Annotated in this window: 28 protein-coding genes and 3 pseudogenes; 24 read left to right on the plus strand and 7 right to left on the minus strand. The window is 51.9% G+C overall.

Features of this window, described 5'->3' with window-relative positions; all coding sequences use genetic code 11:
- Nucleotides 1–254: 254 nt before the first annotated feature.
- Both ABJ99_RS14300 and ABJ99_RS14305 read right to left on the minus strand, forming a co-directional pair.
- On the minus strand, nt 255–545 hold the full coding sequence (locus tag ABJ99_RS14300) for an addiction module antidote protein (RefSeq protein ID WP_054086356.1): 291 nt from the start codon (nt 543–545) through the stop codon (nt 255–257).
- On the minus strand, nt 542–841 hold the full coding sequence (locus tag ABJ99_RS14305) for a type II toxin-antitoxin system RelE/ParE family toxin (protein WP_054086357.1): 300 nt from the start codon (nt 839–841) through the stop codon (nt 542–544). Before ABJ99_RS14305 ends, ABJ99_RS14300 begins: the two co-directional genes overlap by 4 nt.
- Before the next feature lie 193 nt (nt 842–1,034).
- Here ABJ99_RS14305 and ABJ99_RS30040 point away from each other — a divergent pair.
- The 3 genes and pseudogenes from ABJ99_RS30040 to ABJ99_RS27160 form a co-directional block, all read left to right on the plus strand.
- Nucleotides 1,035–1,790, plus strand: a pseudogene (locus tag ABJ99_RS30040) (MCP four helix bundle domain-containing protein); the annotation flags it as partial.
- 66 nt (nt 1,791–1,856) lie between these two features.
- Nucleotides 1,857–2,645 carry a methyl-accepting chemotaxis protein gene (locus tag ABJ99_RS30045; protein WP_412459353.1) on the plus strand — a complete coding sequence of 263 codons (789 nt, stop codon included), beginning with the start codon at nt 1,857–1,859 and terminating at the stop codon, nt 2,643–2,645.
- A gap of 169 nt (nt 2,646–2,814) precedes the next feature.
- A pseudogene (locus ABJ99_RS27160) lies at nt 2,815–3,036 on the plus strand (transposase domain-containing protein); the annotation flags it as partial.
- Nucleotides 3,037–3,430: 394 nt separating this feature from the next.
- Here ABJ99_RS27160 and ABJ99_RS14315 read toward each other — a convergent pair.
- Nucleotides 3,431–3,988, minus strand: coding sequence for a hypothetical protein (locus tag ABJ99_RS14315; RefSeq protein WP_054086359.1), 558 nt, complete (start codon nt 3,986–3,988; stop codon nt 3,431–3,433).
- A gap of 189 nt (nt 3,989–4,177) precedes the next feature.
- Here ABJ99_RS14315 and ABJ99_RS14320 point away from each other — a divergent pair, with 189 nt between their 5' ends.
- From ABJ99_RS14320 to ABJ99_RS28290, 10 genes are all read left to right on the plus strand, one after another.
- Nucleotides 4,178–4,444, plus strand: coding sequence for a hypothetical protein (locus tag ABJ99_RS14320; protein ID WP_054086360.1), 267 nt, complete (start codon nt 4,178–4,180; stop codon nt 4,442–4,444).
- On the plus strand, nt 4,441–5,061 hold the full coding sequence (locus ABJ99_RS14325; RefSeq protein ID WP_054086361.1) for a hypothetical protein: 621 nt from the start codon (nt 4,441–4,443) through the stop codon (nt 5,059–5,061). The genes ABJ99_RS14320 and ABJ99_RS14325 overlap by 4 nt, the downstream gene beginning before the upstream one ends.
- 255 nt (nt 5,062–5,316) lie before the next feature.
- Nucleotides 5,317–5,532 carry a hypothetical protein gene (locus tag ABJ99_RS28285; RefSeq protein ID WP_147461882.1) on the plus strand — a complete coding sequence of 72 codons (216 nt, stop codon included), beginning with the start codon at nt 5,317–5,319 and terminating at the stop codon, nt 5,530–5,532.
- A gap of 93 nt (nt 5,533–5,625) precedes the next feature.
- A complete protein-coding gene (locus ABJ99_RS14330) occupies nt 5,626–5,859 on the plus strand; it encodes a hypothetical protein (protein WP_019740158.1) in 234 nt (77 codons plus the stop codon).
- Nucleotides 5,860–5,871: 12 nt separating this feature from the next.
- A complete protein-coding gene (locus ABJ99_RS14335; protein WP_054086362.1) occupies nt 5,872–6,120 on the plus strand; it encodes a hypothetical protein in 249 nt (82 codons plus the stop codon).
- Between the two features lie 13 nt (nt 6,121–6,133).
- Nucleotides 6,134–6,364 (plus strand): hypothetical protein, encoded by a 231-nt coding sequence (locus ABJ99_RS14340; protein WP_054086363.1) that lies wholly within the window; start codon nt 6,134–6,136, stop codon nt 6,362–6,364.
- A 94-nt stretch (nt 6,365–6,458) separates the two neighbouring features.
- Nucleotides 6,459–6,653 carry a hypothetical protein gene (locus tag ABJ99_RS14345; RefSeq protein ID WP_054086364.1) on the plus strand — a complete coding sequence of 65 codons (195 nt, stop codon included), beginning with the start codon at nt 6,459–6,461 and terminating at the stop codon, nt 6,651–6,653.
- An 84-nt stretch (nt 6,654–6,737) separates the two neighbouring features.
- Nucleotides 6,738–6,983: a hypothetical protein gene (locus tag ABJ99_RS14350; RefSeq protein WP_054086365.1), complete on the plus strand. Its 246-nt coding sequence runs from the start codon at nt 6,738–6,740 to the stop codon at nt 6,981–6,983.
- A 63-nt stretch (nt 6,984–7,046) separates the two neighbouring features.
- Complete coding sequence (locus ABJ99_RS14355; RefSeq protein WP_054086366.1) at nt 7,047–7,472, plus strand: hypothetical protein; 426 nt, start codon at nt 7,047–7,049, stop codon at nt 7,470–7,472.
- A 112-nt stretch (nt 7,473–7,584) separates the two neighbouring features.
- Nucleotides 7,585–7,746, plus strand: coding sequence for a hypothetical protein (locus ABJ99_RS28290; protein ID WP_154864431.1), 162 nt, complete (start codon nt 7,585–7,587; stop codon nt 7,744–7,746).
- A gap of 181 nt (nt 7,747–7,927) precedes the next feature.
- Here the strand turns inward: ABJ99_RS28290 and ABJ99_RS14360 are convergent, their stop codons facing one another.
- Nucleotides 7,928–8,644: a hypothetical protein gene (locus tag ABJ99_RS14360; protein ID WP_054086367.1), complete on the minus strand. Its 717-nt coding sequence runs from the start codon at nt 8,642–8,644 to the stop codon at nt 7,928–7,930.
- Between the two features lie 137 nt (nt 8,645–8,781).
- Between ABJ99_RS14360 and ABJ99_RS29510 the strand changes: the two genes are divergently transcribed.
- The 4 genes and pseudogenes from ABJ99_RS29510 to ABJ99_RS27165 all read left to right on the plus strand — a co-directional run.
- Nucleotides 8,782–8,907 carry a hypothetical protein gene (locus tag ABJ99_RS29510; protein ID WP_259469601.1) on the plus strand — a complete coding sequence of 42 codons (126 nt, stop codon included), beginning with the start codon at nt 8,782–8,784 and terminating at the stop codon, nt 8,905–8,907.
- A gap of 207 nt (nt 8,908–9,114) precedes the next feature.
- Complete coding sequence (locus tag ABJ99_RS14370) at nt 9,115–9,972, plus strand: hypothetical protein (RefSeq protein ID WP_054086368.1); 858 nt, start codon at nt 9,115–9,117, stop codon at nt 9,970–9,972.
- Between the two features lie 208 nt (nt 9,973–10,180).
- Nucleotides 10,181–10,411 (plus strand): hypothetical protein, encoded by a 231-nt coding sequence (locus tag ABJ99_RS14375; protein ID WP_054086369.1) that lies wholly within the window; start codon nt 10,181–10,183, stop codon nt 10,409–10,411.
- Nucleotides 10,412–10,820: 409 nt separating this feature from the next.
- Nucleotides 10,821–10,913, plus strand: a pseudogene (locus tag ABJ99_RS27165) (DUF4113 domain-containing protein); the annotation flags it as partial.
- A 26-nt stretch (nt 10,914–10,939) separates the two neighbouring features.
- Here ABJ99_RS27165 and ABJ99_RS14380 read toward each other — a convergent pair.
- Nucleotides 10,940–11,428, minus strand: a complete 489-nt coding sequence (locus tag ABJ99_RS14380) for a hypothetical protein (protein WP_054086370.1) — start codon at nt 11,426–11,428, stop codon at nt 10,940–10,942.
- A gap of 58 nt (nt 11,429–11,486) precedes the next feature.
- Between ABJ99_RS14380 and ABJ99_RS14385 the strand changes: the two genes are divergently transcribed.
- Nucleotides 11,487–11,765: a hypothetical protein gene (locus ABJ99_RS14385; RefSeq protein WP_230081032.1), complete on the plus strand. Its 279-nt coding sequence runs from the start codon at nt 11,487–11,489 to the stop codon at nt 11,763–11,765.
- Nucleotides 11,766–11,862: 97 nt separating this feature from the next.
- Here the strand turns inward: ABJ99_RS14385 and ABJ99_RS14390 are convergent, their stop codons facing one another.
- The gene (locus tag ABJ99_RS14390; protein ID WP_054086372.1) at nt 11,863–12,822 is read right to left on the minus strand and encodes a tyrosine-type recombinase/integrase; all 960 of its coding nucleotides are present in this window, start codon (nt 12,820–12,822) and stop codon (nt 11,863–11,865) included.
- 249 nt (nt 12,823–13,071) lie between these two features.
- Here ABJ99_RS14390 and ABJ99_RS14395 point away from each other — a divergent pair, with 249 nt between their 5' ends.
- The 4 genes from ABJ99_RS14395 to ABJ99_RS29190 all read left to right on the plus strand — a co-directional run bounded on the left by ABJ99_RS14395 (nt 13,072) and on the right by ABJ99_RS29190 (nt 16,664).
- The gene (locus ABJ99_RS14395; RefSeq protein WP_054086373.1) at nt 13,072–13,773 is read left to right on the plus strand and encodes a FadR/GntR family transcriptional regulator; all 702 of its coding nucleotides are present in this window, start codon (nt 13,072–13,074) and stop codon (nt 13,771–13,773) included.
- A 68-nt stretch (nt 13,774–13,841) separates the two neighbouring features.
- Nucleotides 13,842–15,035 carry an L-2-hydroxyglutarate oxidase gene (gene lhgO / locus ABJ99_RS14400; protein WP_054086374.1) on the plus strand — a complete coding sequence of 398 codons (1,194 nt, stop codon included), beginning with the start codon at nt 13,842–13,844 and terminating at the stop codon, nt 15,033–15,035.
- Nucleotides 15,036–15,075: 40 nt separating this feature from the next.
- On the plus strand, nt 15,076–16,422 hold the full coding sequence (locus tag ABJ99_RS14405) for an MFS transporter (RefSeq protein WP_054086375.1): 1,347 nt from the start codon (nt 15,076–15,078) through the stop codon (nt 16,420–16,422).
- A gap of 56 nt (nt 16,423–16,478) precedes the next feature.
- Entirely contained in the window at nt 16,479–16,664 is a 186-nt protein-coding gene (locus tag ABJ99_RS29190; protein ID WP_054086376.1) for a hypothetical protein, read from the plus strand.
- 13 nt (nt 16,665–16,677) lie between these two features.
- Here the strand turns inward: ABJ99_RS29190 and ABJ99_RS14415 are convergent, their stop codons facing one another.
- Entirely contained in the window at nt 16,678–17,034 is a 357-nt protein-coding gene (locus ABJ99_RS14415; RefSeq protein WP_054086377.1) for a helix-turn-helix domain-containing protein, read from the minus strand.
- A 243-nt stretch (nt 17,035–17,277) separates the two neighbouring features.
- Between ABJ99_RS14415 and ABJ99_RS14420 the strand changes: the two genes are divergently transcribed.
- Nucleotides 17,278–17,790, plus strand: a complete 513-nt coding sequence (locus ABJ99_RS14420) for a transcription termination/antitermination NusG family protein (protein ID WP_054086387.1) — start codon at nt 17,278–17,280, stop codon at nt 17,788–17,790.
- 88 nt (nt 17,791–17,878) lie between these two features.
- Complete coding sequence (locus ABJ99_RS14425; protein ID WP_054086378.1) at nt 17,879–18,091, plus strand: hypothetical protein; 213 nt, start codon at nt 17,879–17,881, stop codon at nt 18,089–18,091.
- Nucleotides 18,092–18,172: the final 81 nt, after the last annotated feature.

Consider the following 18,172-nt stretch of genomic DNA (forward strand, 5'->3'; position numbering starts at 1 on the left):
GCACGATTGCGCCATCGCCGAGCTTCCTGATGCTACCCATTTTCTGGCTAGAATCAGCGGACAACGATTTGGCGGCAATAATGGGGCGAATAGAGAAAACGGACAAAATCGTACGCTAAGCATTCGGCTTGTCAGGTTGAGGCCATATAGGTTGACGTCGAGGCGTCAAAAAATGCAGAAAGCGGCCCTAATCTGACGTGGCGCGAGTGAGCCGCTTGACGCCCAGTTGAGGTGTACTTCAACTGGACGTGTTCTTATTGCGCATGCGGCCGGGCGGTCAAATCAACTCCCAGCGCCCGCATTACTACCAGCATGGTTTTCAGTGTAGGGTTCCCGCGTTCGCTGAACGACTTGTAAAGCTGCTCTCTAGCCAGCCCCGTTTCCTTGGCCAACTCGGTCATTCCCTTGGCGCGGGCAACCACTCCCATAGCCTTAGCGATATAGGCGGCGTCTCCAGTGTCCAAGGCGTCCGCGATGAACACAGCTATCGCCTCTGGGCCGTCCAGCGCTTGCGCGGGATCGTAGTCATAAATTGCCTCAGTCATTGCGGCCTCCACTCATTTGCTAGGCGTTTCGCCGTTTCTATGTCCCTGGTCTGGCTGCTCTTGTCTCCACCACATAGCAGGATGACGATTTCTGTCCCGCGCTGCTGGAAGTAAACCCGATAGCCTGGGCCATGGTGAATCCTCAACTCGCTCACTCCTTGGCCGACTGGTGACACGTCGCCGGGTAGACCATTCGCCAAACGGAAGATGCGAGCGGCAATTGCGGCCTTTGCCCGCTGATCCTTCAGCTTGCTCTCCCAGTTCATGAAAGTGGCGGTTTGTTTGATTTCGATCATAAGCTGATTGTATTTTATAAATCACGCAAGGTCAATCAGACGCGGGCTTAGCGTACGATTTTTCCGAATTCTGCGGGCTCCCTAACCCAGTTGTCGGATGGAATGCAGTTCCAGGCATTTTGGTCGATAGCCTGTAATGACAGCAATGACTTACCCAGCCTCCTAAGAGAAATAAAAAATGAACGTAAGATCTATGAACCTTGCTCCAAGGGCTGCCATCTTCTTCTCGCTCATTGTTCTGGTGGTTTTTGCTCTGGGCATTGTCGCTCTGATGCAAATGGGAAAGCTTCGAGAATCGGAGCAGGATGTCGAAACTAATTGGATGACGAGCATCCGTGAGATAGGCAAGATGCAGACAGGTATCTTGCGCCTGCGTCTTGAAAGCATCCGTATCACCGTAACCACCGACGAACAACAGCGCCAAACCCGCATCGCCTCGTTGAGCGGTTTACGCAGCACACTGCAGAACACCATCAGCCATTACGAACCCTTGGTTACCGGGCCGGCAGAGCGTGAACTTTATCAGCCCGTTGCCACGGATGTGCAGCAGTATTTCAACCTGTTGGAAGAGTTGGAGTCGTTCCTGCGAAGTGGTGACAACGCTGCAGCCATTAACCTGATCAATACCCGTATAAGCCCGATGGCCAACGCCCTGCAGGACAAGATGAGCAAGCTCGCGGACTTTAACGATGAGGGTGCCAAGCGTGCAGGCCTGGATGCCGCCTCGTTCTACAGCAACGGTGTATCGTTGGTGATCGGCCTGCTGGTGTTAACCCTGATACTCACCGTAGTGCTGGCTACGGTGCTGACCCGCAGCATCACCTCGCCCATTAGCGATGCCTTGGTAGTGGCCGAGCGGATTGCTGGCAGCGACCTGTCCCGGGAGGTCGAAGTCAGTGGCAGCGATGAAGCGGGCCGCCTGCTGGCCGCCCTGGCGAAGATGCAGAGCAACCTGCGGGAAACCATCGCCAGCATTGCCGACTCCGCGACCCAACTGGCGTCGGCCTCTGAAGAAATGACTGCGGTGACCGAAGACGGTAGTCGCGGGCTGGTTCGGCAGAACGATGAGGTCAACCAGGCTGCGACCGCGGTGACCGAAATGAGCGCAGCGGTGGACGAGGTAGCACGTAATGCCGAAGCCGCAGCACAATCTTCTCGCGAGTCCATGGAGTTCACTCGCTCAGGTATCGAAAACGTGGCGCAGACCCTCAAAGCCATCGAAAGTCTGGCTGGCAACGTGGCAAGTACTGGAGATCAGGTCAAGGCATTATCTGGCAGGGCCCAAGACATAAGCAAGGTAGTGGAGGTGATTCGCGCGATTGCCGAACAAACCAATCTGCTGGCACTGAACGCGGCCATTGAAGCTGCCCGCGCCGGCGAGCAAGGCCGTGGCTTTGCGGTGGTTGCTGATGAAGTGCGGGCTCTGGCTCACCGCACCCAGCAGTCGACTCAGGAAATCGAACAGATGATCAGCGCGATTCAGGCCGACTCGACCCAAGCGGTGGGTGCCATGAACGTCAGCGCCCAGATGGCCAGTAGCTCAATCTCGGTGGCACAGAACGCCGACTTGTCGCTCAAGCAGATCGCCGAGGCTATCACCCAGATCAACGAGCGCAACCTCCTGATCGCCACCGCCTCTGAAGAACAGGCGCAAGTAGCCCGCGAGGCCGATCAGAACCTGACCAGCATCCGCGAACTGTCAGTCCAGAGCGCGGCAGGCGCAAGTCAGACCGCCAGCGCCTGCAGTGAAATGGCCAGCCTGGCTATTGATCTGAATCGTCTAGTGGCGCGCTTCAAGGTTTGACATAGGTCGTCTTGGCCTGGGACGGCTGTGGCGTATCCATTAAGCAGATGCTGTAGCAATGACATTATCTTGAAAACGCGCAACTCTGTTCCCAGCGAATAGGCACTTTGTAGTGGTCAACTGATCCCGGACACGATGTTAAGGTTTTTCTCGTACTGAGCGGGCACCAGAGAACCAGATCCGACCATGGGCCCTTGGCCGCAAGAACTGGCTCTTTGCAGGGGCCTTACGCAGCGGCAAACGGGCGGCAGCGATCATGAGTCTGATCCAGTCTGCGCGCCTGAATGGTCATGATCCGTATGCATATTTGAAGAATGTTCTCACGCGCCTGCCGACGCAGCGGGCGAGTGAAATCGATCAGTTGCTGCCGCATAAGTGGCAATCGTTTTAATCACGCAAGGCGTGATGCCCGGACGCTTACGGCGAAGTGATCAAGCGCGTCATACGTGCTTGAAAGCTGATTGAGCAGCCCGGCTGGGCCAATGAATTGGACGCTGTTAGGGCCAGTTTTAAACGAGTGCTGAGGAATGATCGGGGGTGAAGCCAGGTGATCCAGGATGTGACAGCATGATTGACATAGCTATTATAGATTGACTATTATTCGTCTACGCCTAGGCGTGAACCATAGGGTGGTTACAGGGATCTTCGGATCGCACCCCGCTTCTGATGAAAGTCAGATGGCCCAGTGCCAAGTAATAGCGTCCTGCCCCGTCGAAGCATGCAATCGACGGCTGAGAATCCCGCCTAGAGCGGGATTCGCCGTTTCTGGCCCTTCAGTTTTGCGGCTACGGCCGATTCCGTACTTCCTTGGGGCATTGGCCTTTGGGCTTTTTTTGTGTATCCATCGCGACCTTGAAGATACTGAACCCCTTTTTGTTGATCGGGGTATCCGCTGAGCCTTCGCCAGTGCGTGCGAAATACGCGCTGGTGACGTGAATCCGCAGCAAGCGGTGTTCACGATAGAACGCTAGACACACTTTATACGGTTCTAGCAGACCGGTAGCGCTGTTCAACACGCTCATGGTGAAAAACCGCTCCCCTTCCGTGTGGTAGATCGTAGCGGCGTCCAGCTTCTCTATAATGCCCTTGAGCTGCTTAGAGGCTTCGTAGCGTTCCAAGCAGACCATTTGCCCATGCCGACCGTCTTCGTACCAGTACGGAATGTTGGTGCCGGTGTCGTCTTTCGTGAAGCAGTGGAGGCCGTAAGTCACAACGAATTCGTAGTCTTTTTTGTCTGCCTTGAAGATTACCAGGTGCGATGACAGGTGACCGAGATCGTACTTAACACCGTCGTGCTCGAACGGTTGCCACTCTTGGATAGAGTCGACGTGAAATTTAGCCAAGCTCAGTCCTCAAGCACGCGGGGTAAGAGCTCGATTTTACACGTAAACCTTGACATGGTGTGAGGTGATGTCACAACCTCACAACCTCACAACCTCACAACCTCACAACCTCACAACTGCTTGAGGTTGTAAAGTTATTGGTTTATAGTTTCTTAAAGTTAAAACGCTATGAATTTATGAGGGTATGAGATGAAAACTTCAAAGGGTGTGATAGACCTCGCTGCAACACTGACTGCTGCTGCCTCGGCGTCGTTAGTCACACCGCCTCCAGCTCCAGAAAAGGCGGTAAAAAAAGTAGCCGGGGAGGGTGGCACGATGCAGATGACATTACGGCCGGCGCGTTCTCTGTACAGCCTCTATGTTGGTAAAGCTGCTGAGCGAAGCAAGCAAGAAGGGCGCAACGTGTCTGTTCAGGAAATCATGTTGGAGGTGCTAGAAAAAGGGGCGCAGGTATGAGTAATTTGATCTTTATAGGTGGGCAGAAAGGCGGTACCACCAAAACCACTACAGCGCATCTGATGAGCCTAGGAGCAATTCTACGGGGTCAGCCAGCTGCCTATGTGTTAACTGATCCACATCGACTTCTCAAGCCAGAAGGTCGTCCATATGGCGTAATGGACGGAAGGGATGGGGCAGAGCTGGCCAAAATTATTACTGCAAGCAGCAACACCAAGAACGGATGGTTGATTATCGATGGAGGCGGGAACCGGCCCGAACTGGACAGGGCCATTTCCGAGCAAGCGCAGTTAACCATCCTGCCTTTTCGTGGATCAGAAGAAGACTTAGAAACTATTTCTCGCGACCTTGCTGCAATGCCAAATGCTGTAGCGTTGCCTTCGGCTTGGCCTACAAACAAACACGCCCAAGAGGCTGCACAGAAATTTATTGATGCGCTGGAGCAAGTGTACCCAGGGCGGGTAGTCAAAACCCCTATCTACTTTGTCAACTCTGCGCTTGAGCTGTTAGGGCAACGCTTAGACAGTCCATCAACGCCGGTACGTAACGCGGCCCGTAGAGCATTCTCAATTTTATCCGAGCGTCTGCAACTCACGTTGGCACAGAACAAACAGTAGCAAATCGTATGGCAATAAAGGTGCCAGGGCATGGCTGGAACCATCCCCGGCGTGAGACACAAAAATCCTGAGAGGAAAAATTATGTCCGAGCGAGAATATAACACAGTCCGAAACCTACATCTTAGTCAGCTTTCAGATCCACAATATCTGCATTTACTGAGAGAGTTCGCTGGCCACATGGCTCCGCCATGCGTAGCAGAAGCCCTAACAAGGTGGCTTGATAGCCTTCAAGGAATGAAACAGGGAGCGGTCGTATGAAGCTGATGACTGCTGAACTGTATGCGATACCGATGAAGCCACTTTGTCTTTGCTGCGATCGCTGCAGTACGCAGCAGCCAACGGCAAGGAGCTACACGACGGCCGGTGTTTGCTACACGCTGTGCGATCCTTGCCGTGAAGAGCTTGATCGTCCAGCGACGCCGGATCGTCCTCGCGACCAGCGCGATATCTCCCTTGATTGGCTGTTCTAAACCATCCGTTAAAACGGCCAAGGAAAAAGCACCAGGTTCACTCACGCCCAGCTACTGGGCCGAGGCAGTAGAAGCGGCAGCGGAGGAAGTGTCATGTCGTGGAGAAGTGAGGCCGCACTGATTATTGGTGAGGTGATTCGTCGGGTAGGCCGTCAGGACATGACAGCGCTGCGCAAGGAGTTGGCCGAAGCTTACCCATGGGGTGCGCGAGAAAACTATCCCTACAAGGTTTGGTTGGCCGAGATTCGCCATCAGTTGGGCCACCCGCTGAATAGGCCGAGAGCTGATCCGGGGAATACTCAGCTCGACATGTTTAACCAGAATTAGGAAAGCGTGACCATGGCACAACTGATCGAGGCGTTACGCTCGACCGCCGCGAAGTGGCGAGCAGGCAACCAGGAACACCGTGAAGGCGTCGTGCTGGTGTGGGACGGCGAGGTGTACGGCTGGAAGAATGAACTGCGCGACCCAGACAGCGAGCGCCCAGGTGCATATGCCGTGGACAAGGCCGGGCTAATCTTCAGGGCCGAAGGCGGTGATGACTACAACGGTGCAAAAGCGTGGGTCGCGGTTGACCCTGATGCGTAAGAGGAAAACACCCATGGCTATGACCAGCACTACCGCGACACCTGCCCAGCGTGCATGGCTGGAGCATTACGAAAGAGAGACGACCTTTGAGCCCCTTCATCAAGGTGAGCTGGACAGCGGCACGATGACTTGGGCTGAAGTAGCGAGGGCTAACGTCGATTGGTTTGAGTTCTGGGCGATGGATGCCCACTTGGCCATCCAGAAGAACAATCCTGCGGATCTGGAAGACGATTCTGCTGCATAGGAAATCGTCCGTGTATCCCCAAGCCTCGCTTTGTGCGGGGCTGGGTCAGTAGAGAAACACCACTTTGGCATCGAAAAGACACAAGGAACGTCGTATGAAACTTTCAATTGCTCAATTTTTTGCAGTTCTGGCTTCAATAGTTCTGGGGGAAGCAGGGCAGCGCACAGGAGATCTGGCGTACAACTACGCGGGTATTCTCGCTCTCGTATTGTGGTTTGTTCTGATGCTCGCAGTCTTTGGACTCGAAATTCTTGAGTGGCTGTGTGAAAGGTCACTGAGCCAAGGGTAAGCCGGATAACCAGGCCGCCTCGCTAAGCCGGGGCTTCAAGGAAATTCGCGGTACCGCACTCAAAACTGTAGAGGCCCCATCCCTATGAACAGTGCTCAAACTGTCCAAACCGCACGCAAGAAAATCGAGCAACTGCGCGACTCTAATGACCTGCACGATTTCATCCACCGCCGAGGTGTCGCTGAGGGTTGGCTGGCAGCGTTGCGCGTCGAAAACTTGGTGGACACCCTCATGCACCGCACCCTGACGGATGAGCTGAACGACGAGGCTACGGAGGTGATCGACTCGCTCAACCAGAATGCCCAGGAGGGGTGCGGTTGCCCCCATTGATAGGAAAGCACACGTTACGTGTGACACGCCTTTGACTCGCAAAACTGACACAACAGAGAATTTATGACCCCAAATCCAGATGATTCGAACTTGAAATCAGCAGACTTGATATCTGCATTAAGCCAACTGGAGCCGTTAGCCAGCGCGATAAAAGGGCTTGCACAGTCCCAGAAACATCAGTCGGATATTGAGATTGTGCGCCTCTGGTATACCGATCAGCAGCGGTCTGACGTCATTGCCCAGCTCGACAGTGCAAGGAGAGCTCTCGATTTTGCCGATGGTGTGATGGAGCTCGTTGTTAGACGCAGATCTGACCAGCGAAACTTCGAGCAGTATGCTCAGGCTCGGGGTGAGGAGGAGGCCCATAAGGCGTTCACGTCGGAGGAGGATGCCCAAGCTATGGTCAAAGGTCGTAGGTCTGACCTTGAACGCATCAAGTGGTCGCATCCTGTCGTTAGTCGTCTACATGCCCAGGTTCGCGGCTGGTAGGTAGTGTTGGTTCTTAAGCCTAGGAAAACGCCCTAGCACGCCCAAGCCCAGCCATGCGCTGGGCCGAGGTAATAGAGCCCACCCCTTTCAAGATTCGCAAGGAGCCCCACACATGACCACCACAGCCCCGCGTAAGTACATCCGCGCCGAGCCCCCGGCGCTGCTTACCGAACCGCTGACCGTTACGCTGCAGGGCACCTACTTGGAGACGTTGAACGAGTTGCGCCAAGCTAAGCACGCGATGTTCGCCCAAGATAGGAGCCATATGCGGTAGTTTCGCACGTGCTGATCTGTGCGGGCGTGGCAGGTAAATGCCATCCCTACCGCGCCCCTTGCAGGCATCTCCTGCTTGTCGCTGGCCGAAGCCTTGGCCACCTATGAGGCCCGGGCTGCTGAGAAGCATACAATCAAGAAGCATCTACTGGTAACCCGCGGCAGGGTAAGAAAGGATGGTGTTAATCAATAAGGTTGTTTGAAATCTGCTCGTTAGTTAGGTGTGGTATGTCACCTGTAGCGAGCCCCTCAGCTTGGGCATTAATCCTTACAGCGGTAGAAAATAGATAATTTCCTAGCTTGGCAATTATTACTGCGCTGGGACCATATTTTTGACCGGTGAATATAAGATCGATCCCTAAACAATACAGCGAATCAAGAGTGGTTATCTTTTTACCAATCTCCTTTCTCAACTCTTCAATACGCTTGGAAATACGGATTTTGTGATCTTCGCTCAACTCTGCACTGTCCGCTATGACTTGCTCCAGCTCGTCTAGAACTTTAGGGATTTTGTCTAGGTCGCCACTCATCAATTCAAAACCAGACTTGCTGTCTACAGAATTTAATAACAAGCGATCTAATTCGGCTTCGACCTCAAGTGCTTCAATGAGGGCTGATCTTGATTTTAGATTTCTATGTAAATCCTCTATGTATGAGTAGAAGCTTGCTAGGTTTTCTGGTTTTCCATCCTTAACTGGCGGAAGGCTAAGGTTGCTTTGTATTAAATTGTTTGTAATTAAACTGTTAAGTATTTTGCCTGCTTCGAAGAGCAAAGAAGCATTATTCTTGCGACCCGCCTCTGTATTAGATACATTATTGTCGACCTTTGCGCAGACCTCCAATGCTGCTTCGTAAGGCTTACTGCTAAGTTTGGCGTAGAGTTCTGGCTCGAAGTTCACATATCTCTCCTTGAGTGGGTAAAGGCAAATCATCGCATGAAATCGGCTGATTCACATAGCTTGACACAGATCTGGTACTTGGGAAAAGCTTCCATGAAGAATCTAGGGATGGCCTTTGATGTTGCGGGAAAACGACGATGGCCACGCACTTTGATCCCTACCCTGACGACGATGAAGCCGAGCAGGCGCCATGTGGCACTTGGCTCGGGGAAGCCAGCAACGGCACCGGTAACTGGGTGCACGTTGATGCGGTTTGTGCCTGAGAATGAGAGCCAAGATCAGCGCCGCGCTCGAAACAGGCGAAGCCGCCATCGTCGAGCAGAGGGGTGATATGGCGGTGTACATGCGCGCAGTTGAAAACACGTCCACCGAAGATCAACCGAAGTAGCATGGAAAAGTCCGCCAAACCCAAAGAGATGTTAGAAGCGGTCGGTAAGCGGATATTCTGAATAATTACAAGGATAGATAAATTGCTGAAATTCGATAAATCGTGGCGTTTCAATTCTCCGGGTCCAGCCCCGCAAGGTGTTATTCGTGATTTTTATGGTCTGATTGAAAAAATTGTGGCGCAGGGAGATGCCTGGGCATCAGTTGAGCAATGCAAGGACAGTTTCGGCGGGTCTGGTACAAGCAGCAGTCTGGGTTGGGCGTGGACTGATTTATCTAACCTCATGGACGATGTGGCAGAGAACGCTCCTTTGTTTATCGATGCTTTCTGTAAATGCTGCGCAAGCCTCGATCAGTCCGGCTTAGGCGTGCCAGACATTGAGCATATCAACGCTATATTGGCTAAGCATGATGCAGGGTATGAGATTCAACTGCCTGATTTAATTGCAACGCGTGCCTATACGCCAATCACTGTACCGCGCATGGCACCTTCACTTGATGAGCTGGCCCGAAAGCTTATCGACGATTGCTTGGTGGAGTCTGAACGGCTGCTCGATGCGGGCCAAGGTCGGCGTGCAGTCCAAGAAATTCTGTTCCTTCTCGAGTCGATCACGACAGCCTTCCGGGGTATGGGCGAGGACACCGTTACAATTCAGGGGAAGTACTTCGGGCCAATCATTAGCGAGATGAAAAGGCGAGAGCGGGGCAAGGCGCAAGAAAATATACTTAACTGGATGACGATTTTGCACGGCTACCTTTCGTCCCCGACGGGGGGTGGGGTTCGCCACGGAACCGACCTGAAAGATGGGATCGCAATTCAGCCCCACGAGGCGCGTCTGTATTGCAACCTTGCGCGTAGCTACCTCACTTTTTTGTTGGAAGAGCACGATCAGCAGAGCAATAGAGCTACCTCTAGGCTTGGCAGCAATGACTGCATGTGACCTATTCCACCAACCCATCAGTGCGGGCCGAAGTCTTAGAGGCAGGGCGATCTATAACGCGTTGGTTATGCCAGAGATAGAGCGCTGGCTGAGTTGCGCAGGTAACGAGGAATGTTTGGCTAGCGCGCCCATGGGCTTGCTCGCTGCTGTCATCCAGGGCGACAAGTCACCCCATCCACCACCAGCCCCACGAACAACGGAAAATCGAATGAGTACAGATATTGTCGGGCCTTCAGGTCTGCCTGCCCTACTGACCGAGCTGCTTAGTGCAATAAACCTCTGCGCGATTGGATACAGCGGCCGTGAAGGCGATTTAGAGCTGCTGAACAATGCTCTGTCTCAAGGCGATCACTCGATGGCTGAGACGTGGGCTAAAAGGATGATCGAGCGACAGCGCAACATCCATGTCCGGAATACCAAGACTACTCAGTCAAACTGACCACGGAAAAAAAGAATTGTCAAAAAAATGTGAATGGTTCGGCCATGATTTTGAGTCCAAAGGCGAAGACCGCTCCATGGACTTTCAGAATGAGCGTTTCGAATGCTCCCGCTGTTTCGAGTCTTACAATGACAATGCATACGGCCCAGCCTAGCCGCCATTGAGCGTGAGGTAGGTAAGCCTGTACGAGTCATAGACGGTAACGCAGAATGAAAGCGCTCACAGCCCTCAGTGATTTTGAACACGGCTTTGTTATGCGCATTGAACGTTCTTACGGAACGGACTTTTGCGCAGGCATAGCGTACTGCGTGCCTGCGCAACCAGTTTGGCCGTGGTGGCCAACCAGCTACCGCACCCATGGGCTTGCTGACTGCTGCCAACCAGGGCGACAACTCATCCCCGTATCCTGACGCTGAGGGCCGGGAGTGTTCCCGCCGATCCGGAGTTGGCAATGCGGCGGGACATGATGAGTCAGAGTTATACGACTAGGTTGGATCAGTAATGGGGAGTCAGAGCCGATTAGCCCCTTTAGGAAAACACTTCTGTAGTCTCATCCGCATAGATGACATTTGAAACCTTGAATGCATAGGTCATGTCTTTTGTCTCCGTGATCAACATCCATTGATGTTCGCCAATGAACTGGTTATAACTGAAGCCAATGCCGCGCTGCACAAGGGGCACGCCTGGTTTGAGCGGCTCGTTAATGGTGAGGTGTAGTTTGAATTTCACTTCGCCAAACAGGTCTGAGAATTGAAGCTCTCCCTTGACCGCACGAGTAGGCTTTGCACCTGTTTTTAATGTATATGCGCAGTCGAACCAAATGTGGTCCTCATAAACACCCAGGTCAGCATTTGTAGGGTCGAAGCGTTTGTTTGTGACGGTCAAGGCTATAAGTGCTTCGCGTAACTCGCTTGGCTCGATTTTGTCATTTCCTATGGTGAGCGAAGGCACGTCTCTGGCTTCTAGGAGGGCTAGGCGACGCTCAATTTCTGCAAACCGCTCTTCTACGCTGACCATTTATTCATTCCTTGAGTGTTTTGGTGGATAATAATTGCTACATTTATGCATGAATTTAATGACGACGGAAGATGAAATGCGACAGGCGCTGTTTGGAGATGTCAAACGGCCTGACGATCTGAAGGCAACAACCAGGGCAAAGAAACCCAGTCCTTACCCCGCGAAGCTGGAGGTTACGTTGCGTGTCGGTAACGAATTCGAAGGCGACACTGAGCTGTGGGTCTACCCGGCAGATACGATCAGCACGCTGCAGGCGGAACTGGACGCGGTTAAAGCCGCTCGAAAGAAATACCGTTACGTTGAAGTGGTTTCCGTACTACCCGCCAAACGCGGATAACTTGGAAGCAGGGCAGGGACAGGGTGACTTGTCGCGCTGCCAATGTCCTGCCACCAAGCCGCCAGGCGCGGTAGGCCTTAGCGTTCTGGACCCCGCATTAATACTTCACTTTGAAAGTTGGCGAATCCTCCGGCCGCTGACCGCGTCGGTCGTACAGGCGGGTGGTGCTGATGTTCGCATGCCCTAGCCACATCTGTACCTTGGCGATATCGGCGTCATGCTCCAGGGCGTTGGTTGCCGCCGTTGCGCGCAGGCCATGCACGCCCAGGTGCTCGACCCCGATGCCGGCCTTCTTGGCATAGGCCTCGACCACGGTATAGATGCCGTTGGCCGTAATGCCGGCACCGGTGGTGGTACCGCGCAGCGAGCGAAACAGTGGACCGGGCGTCGGTGCACGCTCTATATCTTGTTCCAGGTACGCGTGGATGCGCTCGGCAGCCATGGGATGCAGCGGCAAAAAGCGGATCTTGCTGCCTTTGCCATGCACCCGCAGGTGTTTGATGCCTCGCCGCTCCTGCAAGTCGCCAGTCGTCAGTTGTGCCGCTTCTTCTCGGCGCAGGCCGTGGTACAGCAGCACAGCCAGAATAGCCCGATCACGCAATCCCTTGAGCGTTTCAGTGTCCGGAGCCTCTAGCAGCTGCTTGGCCTGGTGATCGCCGAGTGCCGGGGTCTTGCCTTCGTTGGTTTCAATCCGAGGCCGTTTGACCCCATGCACCGGGTTGCCGCCAGCGACGGCATTGTTTTCCAGGAGGTGATCGAACAGGCTGGCCAGCGCCGCCAGTTTGCGGCGGATCGTAGCCCCGGCCAGTCCGCGTTGTTCCAGATCGGCGCGCCAAGCCAATACGTGTGAGCGGGTGACCTGGCGAAAATCGTCGGCGCTGGCCAGCCCTATAAATGAAGAGAAATCCGTCAGATCATTCTTATAAGCACGGCGGGTGCGTGGGTTGTCGAGGTTGGCAAACCACTCGACCGCAGACGGTACTGCGGCCAATTGCTGAAATTCGACGGCGGTCAGCCTGCGTGGATCACCTGAGCTAATCTTTGTCACGTCCTGCATGTGTAGCCCTCGCACGCCTCATAAATGATCGAAATCGGAATATGGGTCACAATGGCAACGCCAATGACCGATGCCGCACACCATTTGCAAAAGCCTGTAAAAAGTGGTGATAACGTATTTTATCACCACTTTTTACTGAGTTCATACCAATCCAAAATCACAGGCTATTTGACAACCATTCGTCGGCAAGGCTCGAAATAGGATCCAAGATTCATTAATCTGATTGTCAGACAATAGGACACATTAACTATGCTTAGCTTTCCACGCCCTCACTCTCTTGTCGAAAGTGTCGTCTCTGCCATCCGCAGAGAAATTACGAGCGGACGGCTTCCAGCCGAGTCGAAGATGCCGACAGAGCATGAATTAGCTGATCAATTCAGTGTGAGCCGATCTGTGGTACGTGAGGCCATTTCGCAGCTTAAAGCTGATGGCGTGTTAGTAATTCGTCGGGGCAGTGGTTCCTTTGTTTCTCATACTCCCGGTGGAACAGTTTTTCGACTGCCAAGCAACGAAAGGCATTCAGCGGATTTGTCCAAATTGTTTGAGCTGCGGTCATGGATTGAAATCCAAGCAGCATCTGTTGCTGCACAGCGGCATATGGATTCAGATTTGGAGCGGCTCTCTGAAGCGATGTCGTTGATGGAGAGTAACGAGACCAATTTCGAGGTTTCCTCCAAGGCGGACGTTGAATTTCACAGTGCTATCGTAGGTGCGTGCAAAAACGAATATCTGACCGCATTCCACGATTTTTTAGGTAGCCAGCTGATCCAGGCCCGTTTCATGGCGTGGGAAAACTCTTCAAAACTTGCAGTAGGTCCGAGTGGTGCCATCCGAGAGCACCGCAAGATTTACGACGCAGTGGCAAAACGAAATTCGACCGAAGCCGCTCACTTCGCTCGCATGCACCTAAAGTCCGCAGCGCTACGGCTCAACATAGATCTGGCGGATTAGTGGGTATCCATGCGTATGACTCACAACGACCTAGTTGTCAGACAACCTGACGTTTAAAAGGATTTTTTATGCTTTACGATTTCTGCGTGATTGGGGGTGGCATCGTTGGGCTTGCCACGGCAATGCGGCTGCTCGAGGTTTACCCTGGCTGTTCACTTGTGTTGATGGAGAAAGAGCTTTCCCTAGCGCAGCATCAGACAGGTCATAACAGCGGTGTGATTCATGCTGGCGTTTACTACGCACCTGGTAGCTTCAAAGCGAAGCTTTGCACCCTGGGTGCGGAGCTGACGAAATCGTTTTGCACCGAACACAGTATTCCTTTCGAGGTGTGCGGCAAGTTGGTGGTTGCATCAAACAAGGAGAGCTTTGCCCGGTTAGGATCGCTAGAAGAGCGGGCAAAACAAAATGGCCTGACCACAGAACGCCTTGATGCACAGGAGCTACGGCGGCGTGAACCCAATGTAGCAGGGGAGGGCGCGTTGTTTGTAAAAAGCTCGGGGATCGTTGACTACGGTGTGGTGTCTCGTTCCATGGCAAATGTGATTGCTCAAGCTGGAGCACAAATACTTCTGGGCCAAACGGTCGTCTCTATAGAAGAACATGGAAACCATGTAAGCATTGCGTCTGAGCGTTTGTCACTGTCCGCAAGAAAGTTAGTAGTCTGCGCTGGATTACAATCTGATCGATTGGCAACGCTTGCAGGATTGAAAGTGGACTGCAGAATTGTTCCTTTCAGAGGTGAGTATTACCGGCTGTCATCACATCTTGATGACAGTATAAAACACTTAATATATCCGGTCCCAGAGTCCGGGCTGCCATTTCTTGGAATACATTTGACTCGTATGATCGGCGGCGGGGTTACTGTTGGACCCAATGCCGTGTTAGGCCTATCAAGAGAAGGATATCGAAAGTTCGCGTTTAATGCGCGTGATTTCCTAGAGTACAGTTTGTATCCGGGGTTTTGGAAGCTTGTTGGAAAAAACATAAACTCCGGCATTGCTGAAATGAAGAATGCGATTTTCAAAAAAAACTATTTAGAACAATGTCAGAAGTATTTTCCGTCACTTAAAATGGAGGACCTTGAACCCTATGAGGCAGGTATTCGTGCTCAGGCGGTCACCCGTTCAGGTGAGTTTGTTGACGACTTTCTGTTTGTACAGACAGAAAGAATGTTGCATGTGTGCAACGCACCATCCCCAGCAGCGACGTCAGCCATTCCAATAGGCCGAATTATCGTAGATAAGCTTACGAAAAACAGCTGAGTTCTATAAAAATAAATAATATATTTTGAAGGGATAATATATGAGCGCTGTAACAGATCTGCCGAATAGTGAAAGTTTGGACCAGCGTAACGCTCGACTGCGTAAGGTTGCAGGTGCAACAATAGTTGGCTCCATGTTGGAGTGGTATGATTTTTATCTGTACGCGATGATGGCCGCAACGGTTTTTGCGAAAGTTTTTTTTGACCCTCGCGATCCCCAAACGGCAACGCTTATGGCATTTTCAACGTTTGCAATTGGATTTATAGCTCGGCCATTTGGCGGCGTCGTGTTCGGGCATTTGGGTGATAAGTTCGGTCGCAAGCGAATGCTGATGGTAACGTTTTGCCTAATGGGCATATGTACAACCGCAATAGGCTTGATCCCTGGCTATGCCACGTTAGGAATCTGGGCTCCAATTCTCTTGGTGCTGATTCGAATTCTTCAGGGGCTTGGTGCTGGTGCTGAACTTGCTGCGGCAGCGGTGACTGCTTATGAACATGCCGATGAAAAAAAACGTAGTAGCCAAGGAGCCTGGCCTGCGCTCGGGTTGAACTTGGGTCTACTTTTTTCGTCACTTACTGTCTACCTGCTTACGATGAACGGAGAAGAATTTCTCCTTGCAGGTGGTTGGAGAATACCATTTATCGGAAGCATTGTATTAGTGCTGGTTGGCATGTGGGTACGCAACAGCATTCCCGAAACTACAGCGTTCCAGGAAATGGCAAAAACAAAGCAAGCTCAAGGTCTATCGGAAATTGGGATTGAAAGAGCGCCACTGCTGACTTTATTGAAGAATGATTTCAAAGGCCTTGTTGTCGTGCTTCTTGTTGCAATTGGGTATAACGCACTCAGTTATATATTTAAAACCTTTTCACTTGCCTATCTAACCTTGTACAAAGGGGTTTCTGCAAGCACTACTTCCCTATCGGTGACTATTGCCAGTCTAATAGCAATTTTCGCGGTCCCATGTTTTGGAGCCTTGTGTGACCGTTGGAGTAGCAAAAAAGTATTAATGGCCGGAGGGACTTTGTCAGCTATATTTGCATACACTTTCATGCAGCTTCTTGAAACGGGGCAAAGTCTATGGATCTTCATTGCTATTGGTCTCGCAACTGGTGTGCTTGCACCAATGATGTTTGCCCCACAAGGCTCGTTTTTGAGTCGTCAGTTTCCCACTCATACAAGGTCATCAGGCGTAGGCACAGGCCGCGAGATCGGGACCGCAGTTGCTGGTGGTCTAGCACCGCTCGGAGCATTATCGCTGGTTTCAAACTCCCCCACCCATTCTACAAGTGGCGTTGTGATTGTTTTGATATCGTCAGCAATGTTGCTTGTTGTAGCCAGCGCTTTTGATCAGGGTAGCAAGAACTCCAGTTTCAAGAACTGATAAAGAAAGTTGTCTTATCTCACATAGATGATGAGTGCTCAGTATTGGAGAAAATAATGATAATTGATGAAGACGAATTGCGGGTCGAAATCAAAGAGTTGGTGGACTTGATACGCTTAGACGAAAAGTACTCATCCTTGTTGTCTGATGGTATTTTTCCAATAGATCACGAGGCAATTGAATTCAATTACCAACGTCGATTTCGAATCATGGAAATTTCACGTAAATACGGCCTGAACTGAGGTTTGATATCGCCTATTTTTTTTCATCAGACTTGTTGTAAATCGTAAATTTGTTCATGAACGCCAGTATTTCTTCTAGAGATTCTGGCGAGTCAACTTCTGTTGCTTTGTCAGCTATAGCCTGCCTAAGCGATATCAGGCGCGTCCTGAGCACGTCCTGGCCGCCTGGTAGCAGTTCGCCAGGAGCTACGTCAAAAGCCATCGAGATTTTTATCAACTGCTCGACACCAGGGAGGTAAATTCCCCTTTCATAACAACCTACAAGCGGCGCATCACAGCCTATTTTCTCAGCTAGGGCGGCTTGGCTCATGCCTGACAATTTACGGAGAGCCTTGATTTTTGCTCCTACGAAGCTTCGAAGCGTGTCCATTTTTCGCCCATAAATTCTAATGATTTCATGCGATTGGTCCACGTAAAAGAATGCTAGCTATCTAATAGATAGAATTCTGTTTACTTTTTCTTCTACTTGCTCTATTTTGTTAACTCGAAATCCATCACTTACAGGCCATGCCGGACCAGTCAGAGATGGAGCTGGTTTCCATCAGCACACCACCTGCCCATGCGCTCAGCGGTTTGGGAATTCGAAAGAGCGCCTGATCAAAAGGATCTGATTATGAAAAATTGGCACGTTCTGATGCACAATTCTGCTGTATATCAGTCACTTATCACGTTGATCGAACGGTTGGACGTAGAGGTGTATTCCCCTACCAGAACCACCCACCGCAAACGCACGGATCGCCCTTCATCGATAGAGAAGGAGGTGCGTTTGTTTCCTGGCTATCTTCTGTTGCGGTTCGATCCAGAGGTTACGCACACCACCACCATCACAGCGTTGAATGGTGCCCATGGGTTCGTACAGTTCGGCGGTCAAACGTGTGTTATGCAGGACAGTACTGTAGAGGGATTGAAGGCAGCATCCATGGTTCGTGCTAACCGTTGGCTTGATTGCGTCGAGTTTCGTAATTTGCCTACAGAGCTGGAAAAAACACTGCGTCTGATCATCGAGATGAAATCTGAAGCGGCGCGCAGAGCGGCTTTCTCTGCACTCTTGGTCCAGGACGCTGCGTTGGAACGCCTCGTCAGGCGTTCAGGGACTGTTTTCTATTCGACGGTTAACGCCGCCTAAGCATTACCTCTTCCCACGATTTCCCGTTACACCGCCGGGCCTTGCCTGGCGGTGTTTTTTTGCGTTCTCACAGCCCTTAGGAGTTCCCATGGCGTCATCCGAAGATGAAGCAACCACCAAGACATCAAGCGTTTATATCCGACCGGTCAGGGTGGAGGCGCTTAACAAAGCCGCGATACGGGTGAGCTATGAAACCAAAAGCTCCAGGCAGATTTCACCCTCGGAGCTTGCTCGCTACCTGATCGATAACTATTTGGAGCAGGCCGTTTTGGAGCTCATTGCAGAGTCGGCAAGAAAATAGCCATTCCGAACTCAGGAGTTTTAACATGCTCACCACCAGTGCCTTTTTGGCCCTGGCTATGCAATGCGCTCCCTCGATACA

Source organism: Pseudomonas syringae pv. cilantro (genome assembly GCF_001293775.1).
GTDB lineage: Bacteria > Pseudomonadota > Gammaproteobacteria > Pseudomonadales > Pseudomonadaceae > Aquipseudomonas > Aquipseudomonas syringae_P.

Excerpts from the sequence above, each read along its gene's own strand:
- ABJ99_RS14300 (WP_054086356.1), bottom strand. The coding sequence starts at position 545 with ATGACTGAGGCAATTTATGACTACGATCCCGCGCAAGCGCTGGACGGC.
- ABJ99_RS14305 (WP_054086357.1), bottom strand. The coding sequence starts at position 841 with ATGATCGAAATCAAACAAACCGCCACTTTCATGAACTGGGAGAGCAAG.
- ABJ99_RS30045 (WP_412459353.1), top strand. The coding sequence starts at position 1,857 with ATGACTGCGGTGACCGAAGACGGTAGTCGCGGGCTGGTTCGGCAGAAC.
- ABJ99_RS14320 (WP_054086360.1), top strand. The coding sequence starts at position 4,178 with ATGAAAACTTCAAAGGGTGTGATAGACCTCGCTGCAACACTGACTGCT.
- ABJ99_RS14325 (WP_054086361.1), top strand. The coding sequence starts at position 4,441 with ATGAGTAATTTGATCTTTATAGGTGGGCAGAAAGGCGGTACCACCAAA.
- ABJ99_RS28285 (WP_147461882.1), top strand. The coding sequence starts at position 5,317 with ATGAAGCTGATGACTGCTGAACTGTATGCGATACCGATGAAGCCACTT.
- ABJ99_RS14330 (WP_019740158.1), top strand. The coding sequence starts at position 5,626 with ATGTCGTGGAGAAGTGAGGCCGCACTGATTATTGGTGAGGTGATTCGT.
- ABJ99_RS14335 (WP_054086362.1), top strand. The coding sequence starts at position 5,872 with ATGGCACAACTGATCGAGGCGTTACGCTCGACCGCCGCGAAGTGGCGA.
- ABJ99_RS14340 (WP_054086363.1), top strand. The coding sequence starts at position 6,134 with ATGGCTATGACCAGCACTACCGCGACACCTGCCCAGCGTGCATGGCTG.
- ABJ99_RS14345 (WP_054086364.1), top strand. The coding sequence starts at position 6,459 with ATGAAACTTTCAATTGCTCAATTTTTTGCAGTTCTGGCTTCAATAGTT.
- ABJ99_RS14350 (WP_054086365.1), top strand. The coding sequence starts at position 6,738 with ATGAACAGTGCTCAAACTGTCCAAACCGCACGCAAGAAAATCGAGCAA.
- ABJ99_RS14355 (WP_054086366.1), top strand. The coding sequence starts at position 7,047 with ATGACCCCAAATCCAGATGATTCGAACTTGAAATCAGCAGACTTGATA.
- ABJ99_RS28290 (WP_154864431.1), top strand. The coding sequence starts at position 7,585 with ATGACCACCACAGCCCCGCGTAAGTACATCCGCGCCGAGCCCCCGGCG.
- ABJ99_RS29510 (WP_259469601.1), top strand. The coding sequence starts at position 8,782 with ATGGCCACGCACTTTGATCCCTACCCTGACGACGATGAAGCCGAGCAG.
- ABJ99_RS14375 (WP_054086369.1), top strand. The coding sequence starts at position 10,181 with ATGAGTACAGATATTGTCGGGCCTTCAGGTCTGCCTGCCCTACTGACC.
- ABJ99_RS14380 (WP_054086370.1), bottom strand. The coding sequence starts at position 11,428 with ATGGTCAGCGTAGAAGAGCGGTTTGCAGAAATTGAGCGTCGCCTAGCC.
- ABJ99_RS14385 (WP_230081032.1), top strand. The coding sequence starts at position 11,487 with ATGACGACGGAAGATGAAATGCGACAGGCGCTGTTTGGAGATGTCAAA.
- ABJ99_RS14390 (WP_054086372.1), bottom strand. The coding sequence starts at position 12,822 with ATGCAGGACGTGACAAAGATTAGCTCAGGTGATCCACGCAGGCTGACC.
- ABJ99_RS14395 (WP_054086373.1), top strand. The coding sequence starts at position 13,072 with ATGCTTAGCTTTCCACGCCCTCACTCTCTTGTCGAAAGTGTCGTCTCT.
- lhgO (WP_054086374.1), top strand. The coding sequence starts at position 13,842 with ATGCTTTACGATTTCTGCGTGATTGGGGGTGGCATCGTTGGGCTTGCC.
- ABJ99_RS14405 (WP_054086375.1), top strand. The coding sequence starts at position 15,076 with ATGAGCGCTGTAACAGATCTGCCGAATAGTGAAAGTTTGGACCAGCGT.
- ABJ99_RS29190 (WP_054086376.1), top strand. The coding sequence starts at position 16,479 with ATGATAATTGATGAAGACGAATTGCGGGTCGAAATCAAAGAGTTGGTG.
- ABJ99_RS14415 (WP_054086377.1), bottom strand. The coding sequence starts at position 17,034 with ATGGACACGCTTCGAAGCTTCGTAGGAGCAAAAATCAAGGCTCTCCGT.
- ABJ99_RS14420 (WP_054086387.1), top strand. The coding sequence starts at position 17,278 with ATGAAAAATTGGCACGTTCTGATGCACAATTCTGCTGTATATCAGTCA.
- ABJ99_RS14425 (WP_054086378.1), top strand. The coding sequence starts at position 17,879 with ATGGCGTCATCCGAAGATGAAGCAACCACCAAGACATCAAGCGTTTAT.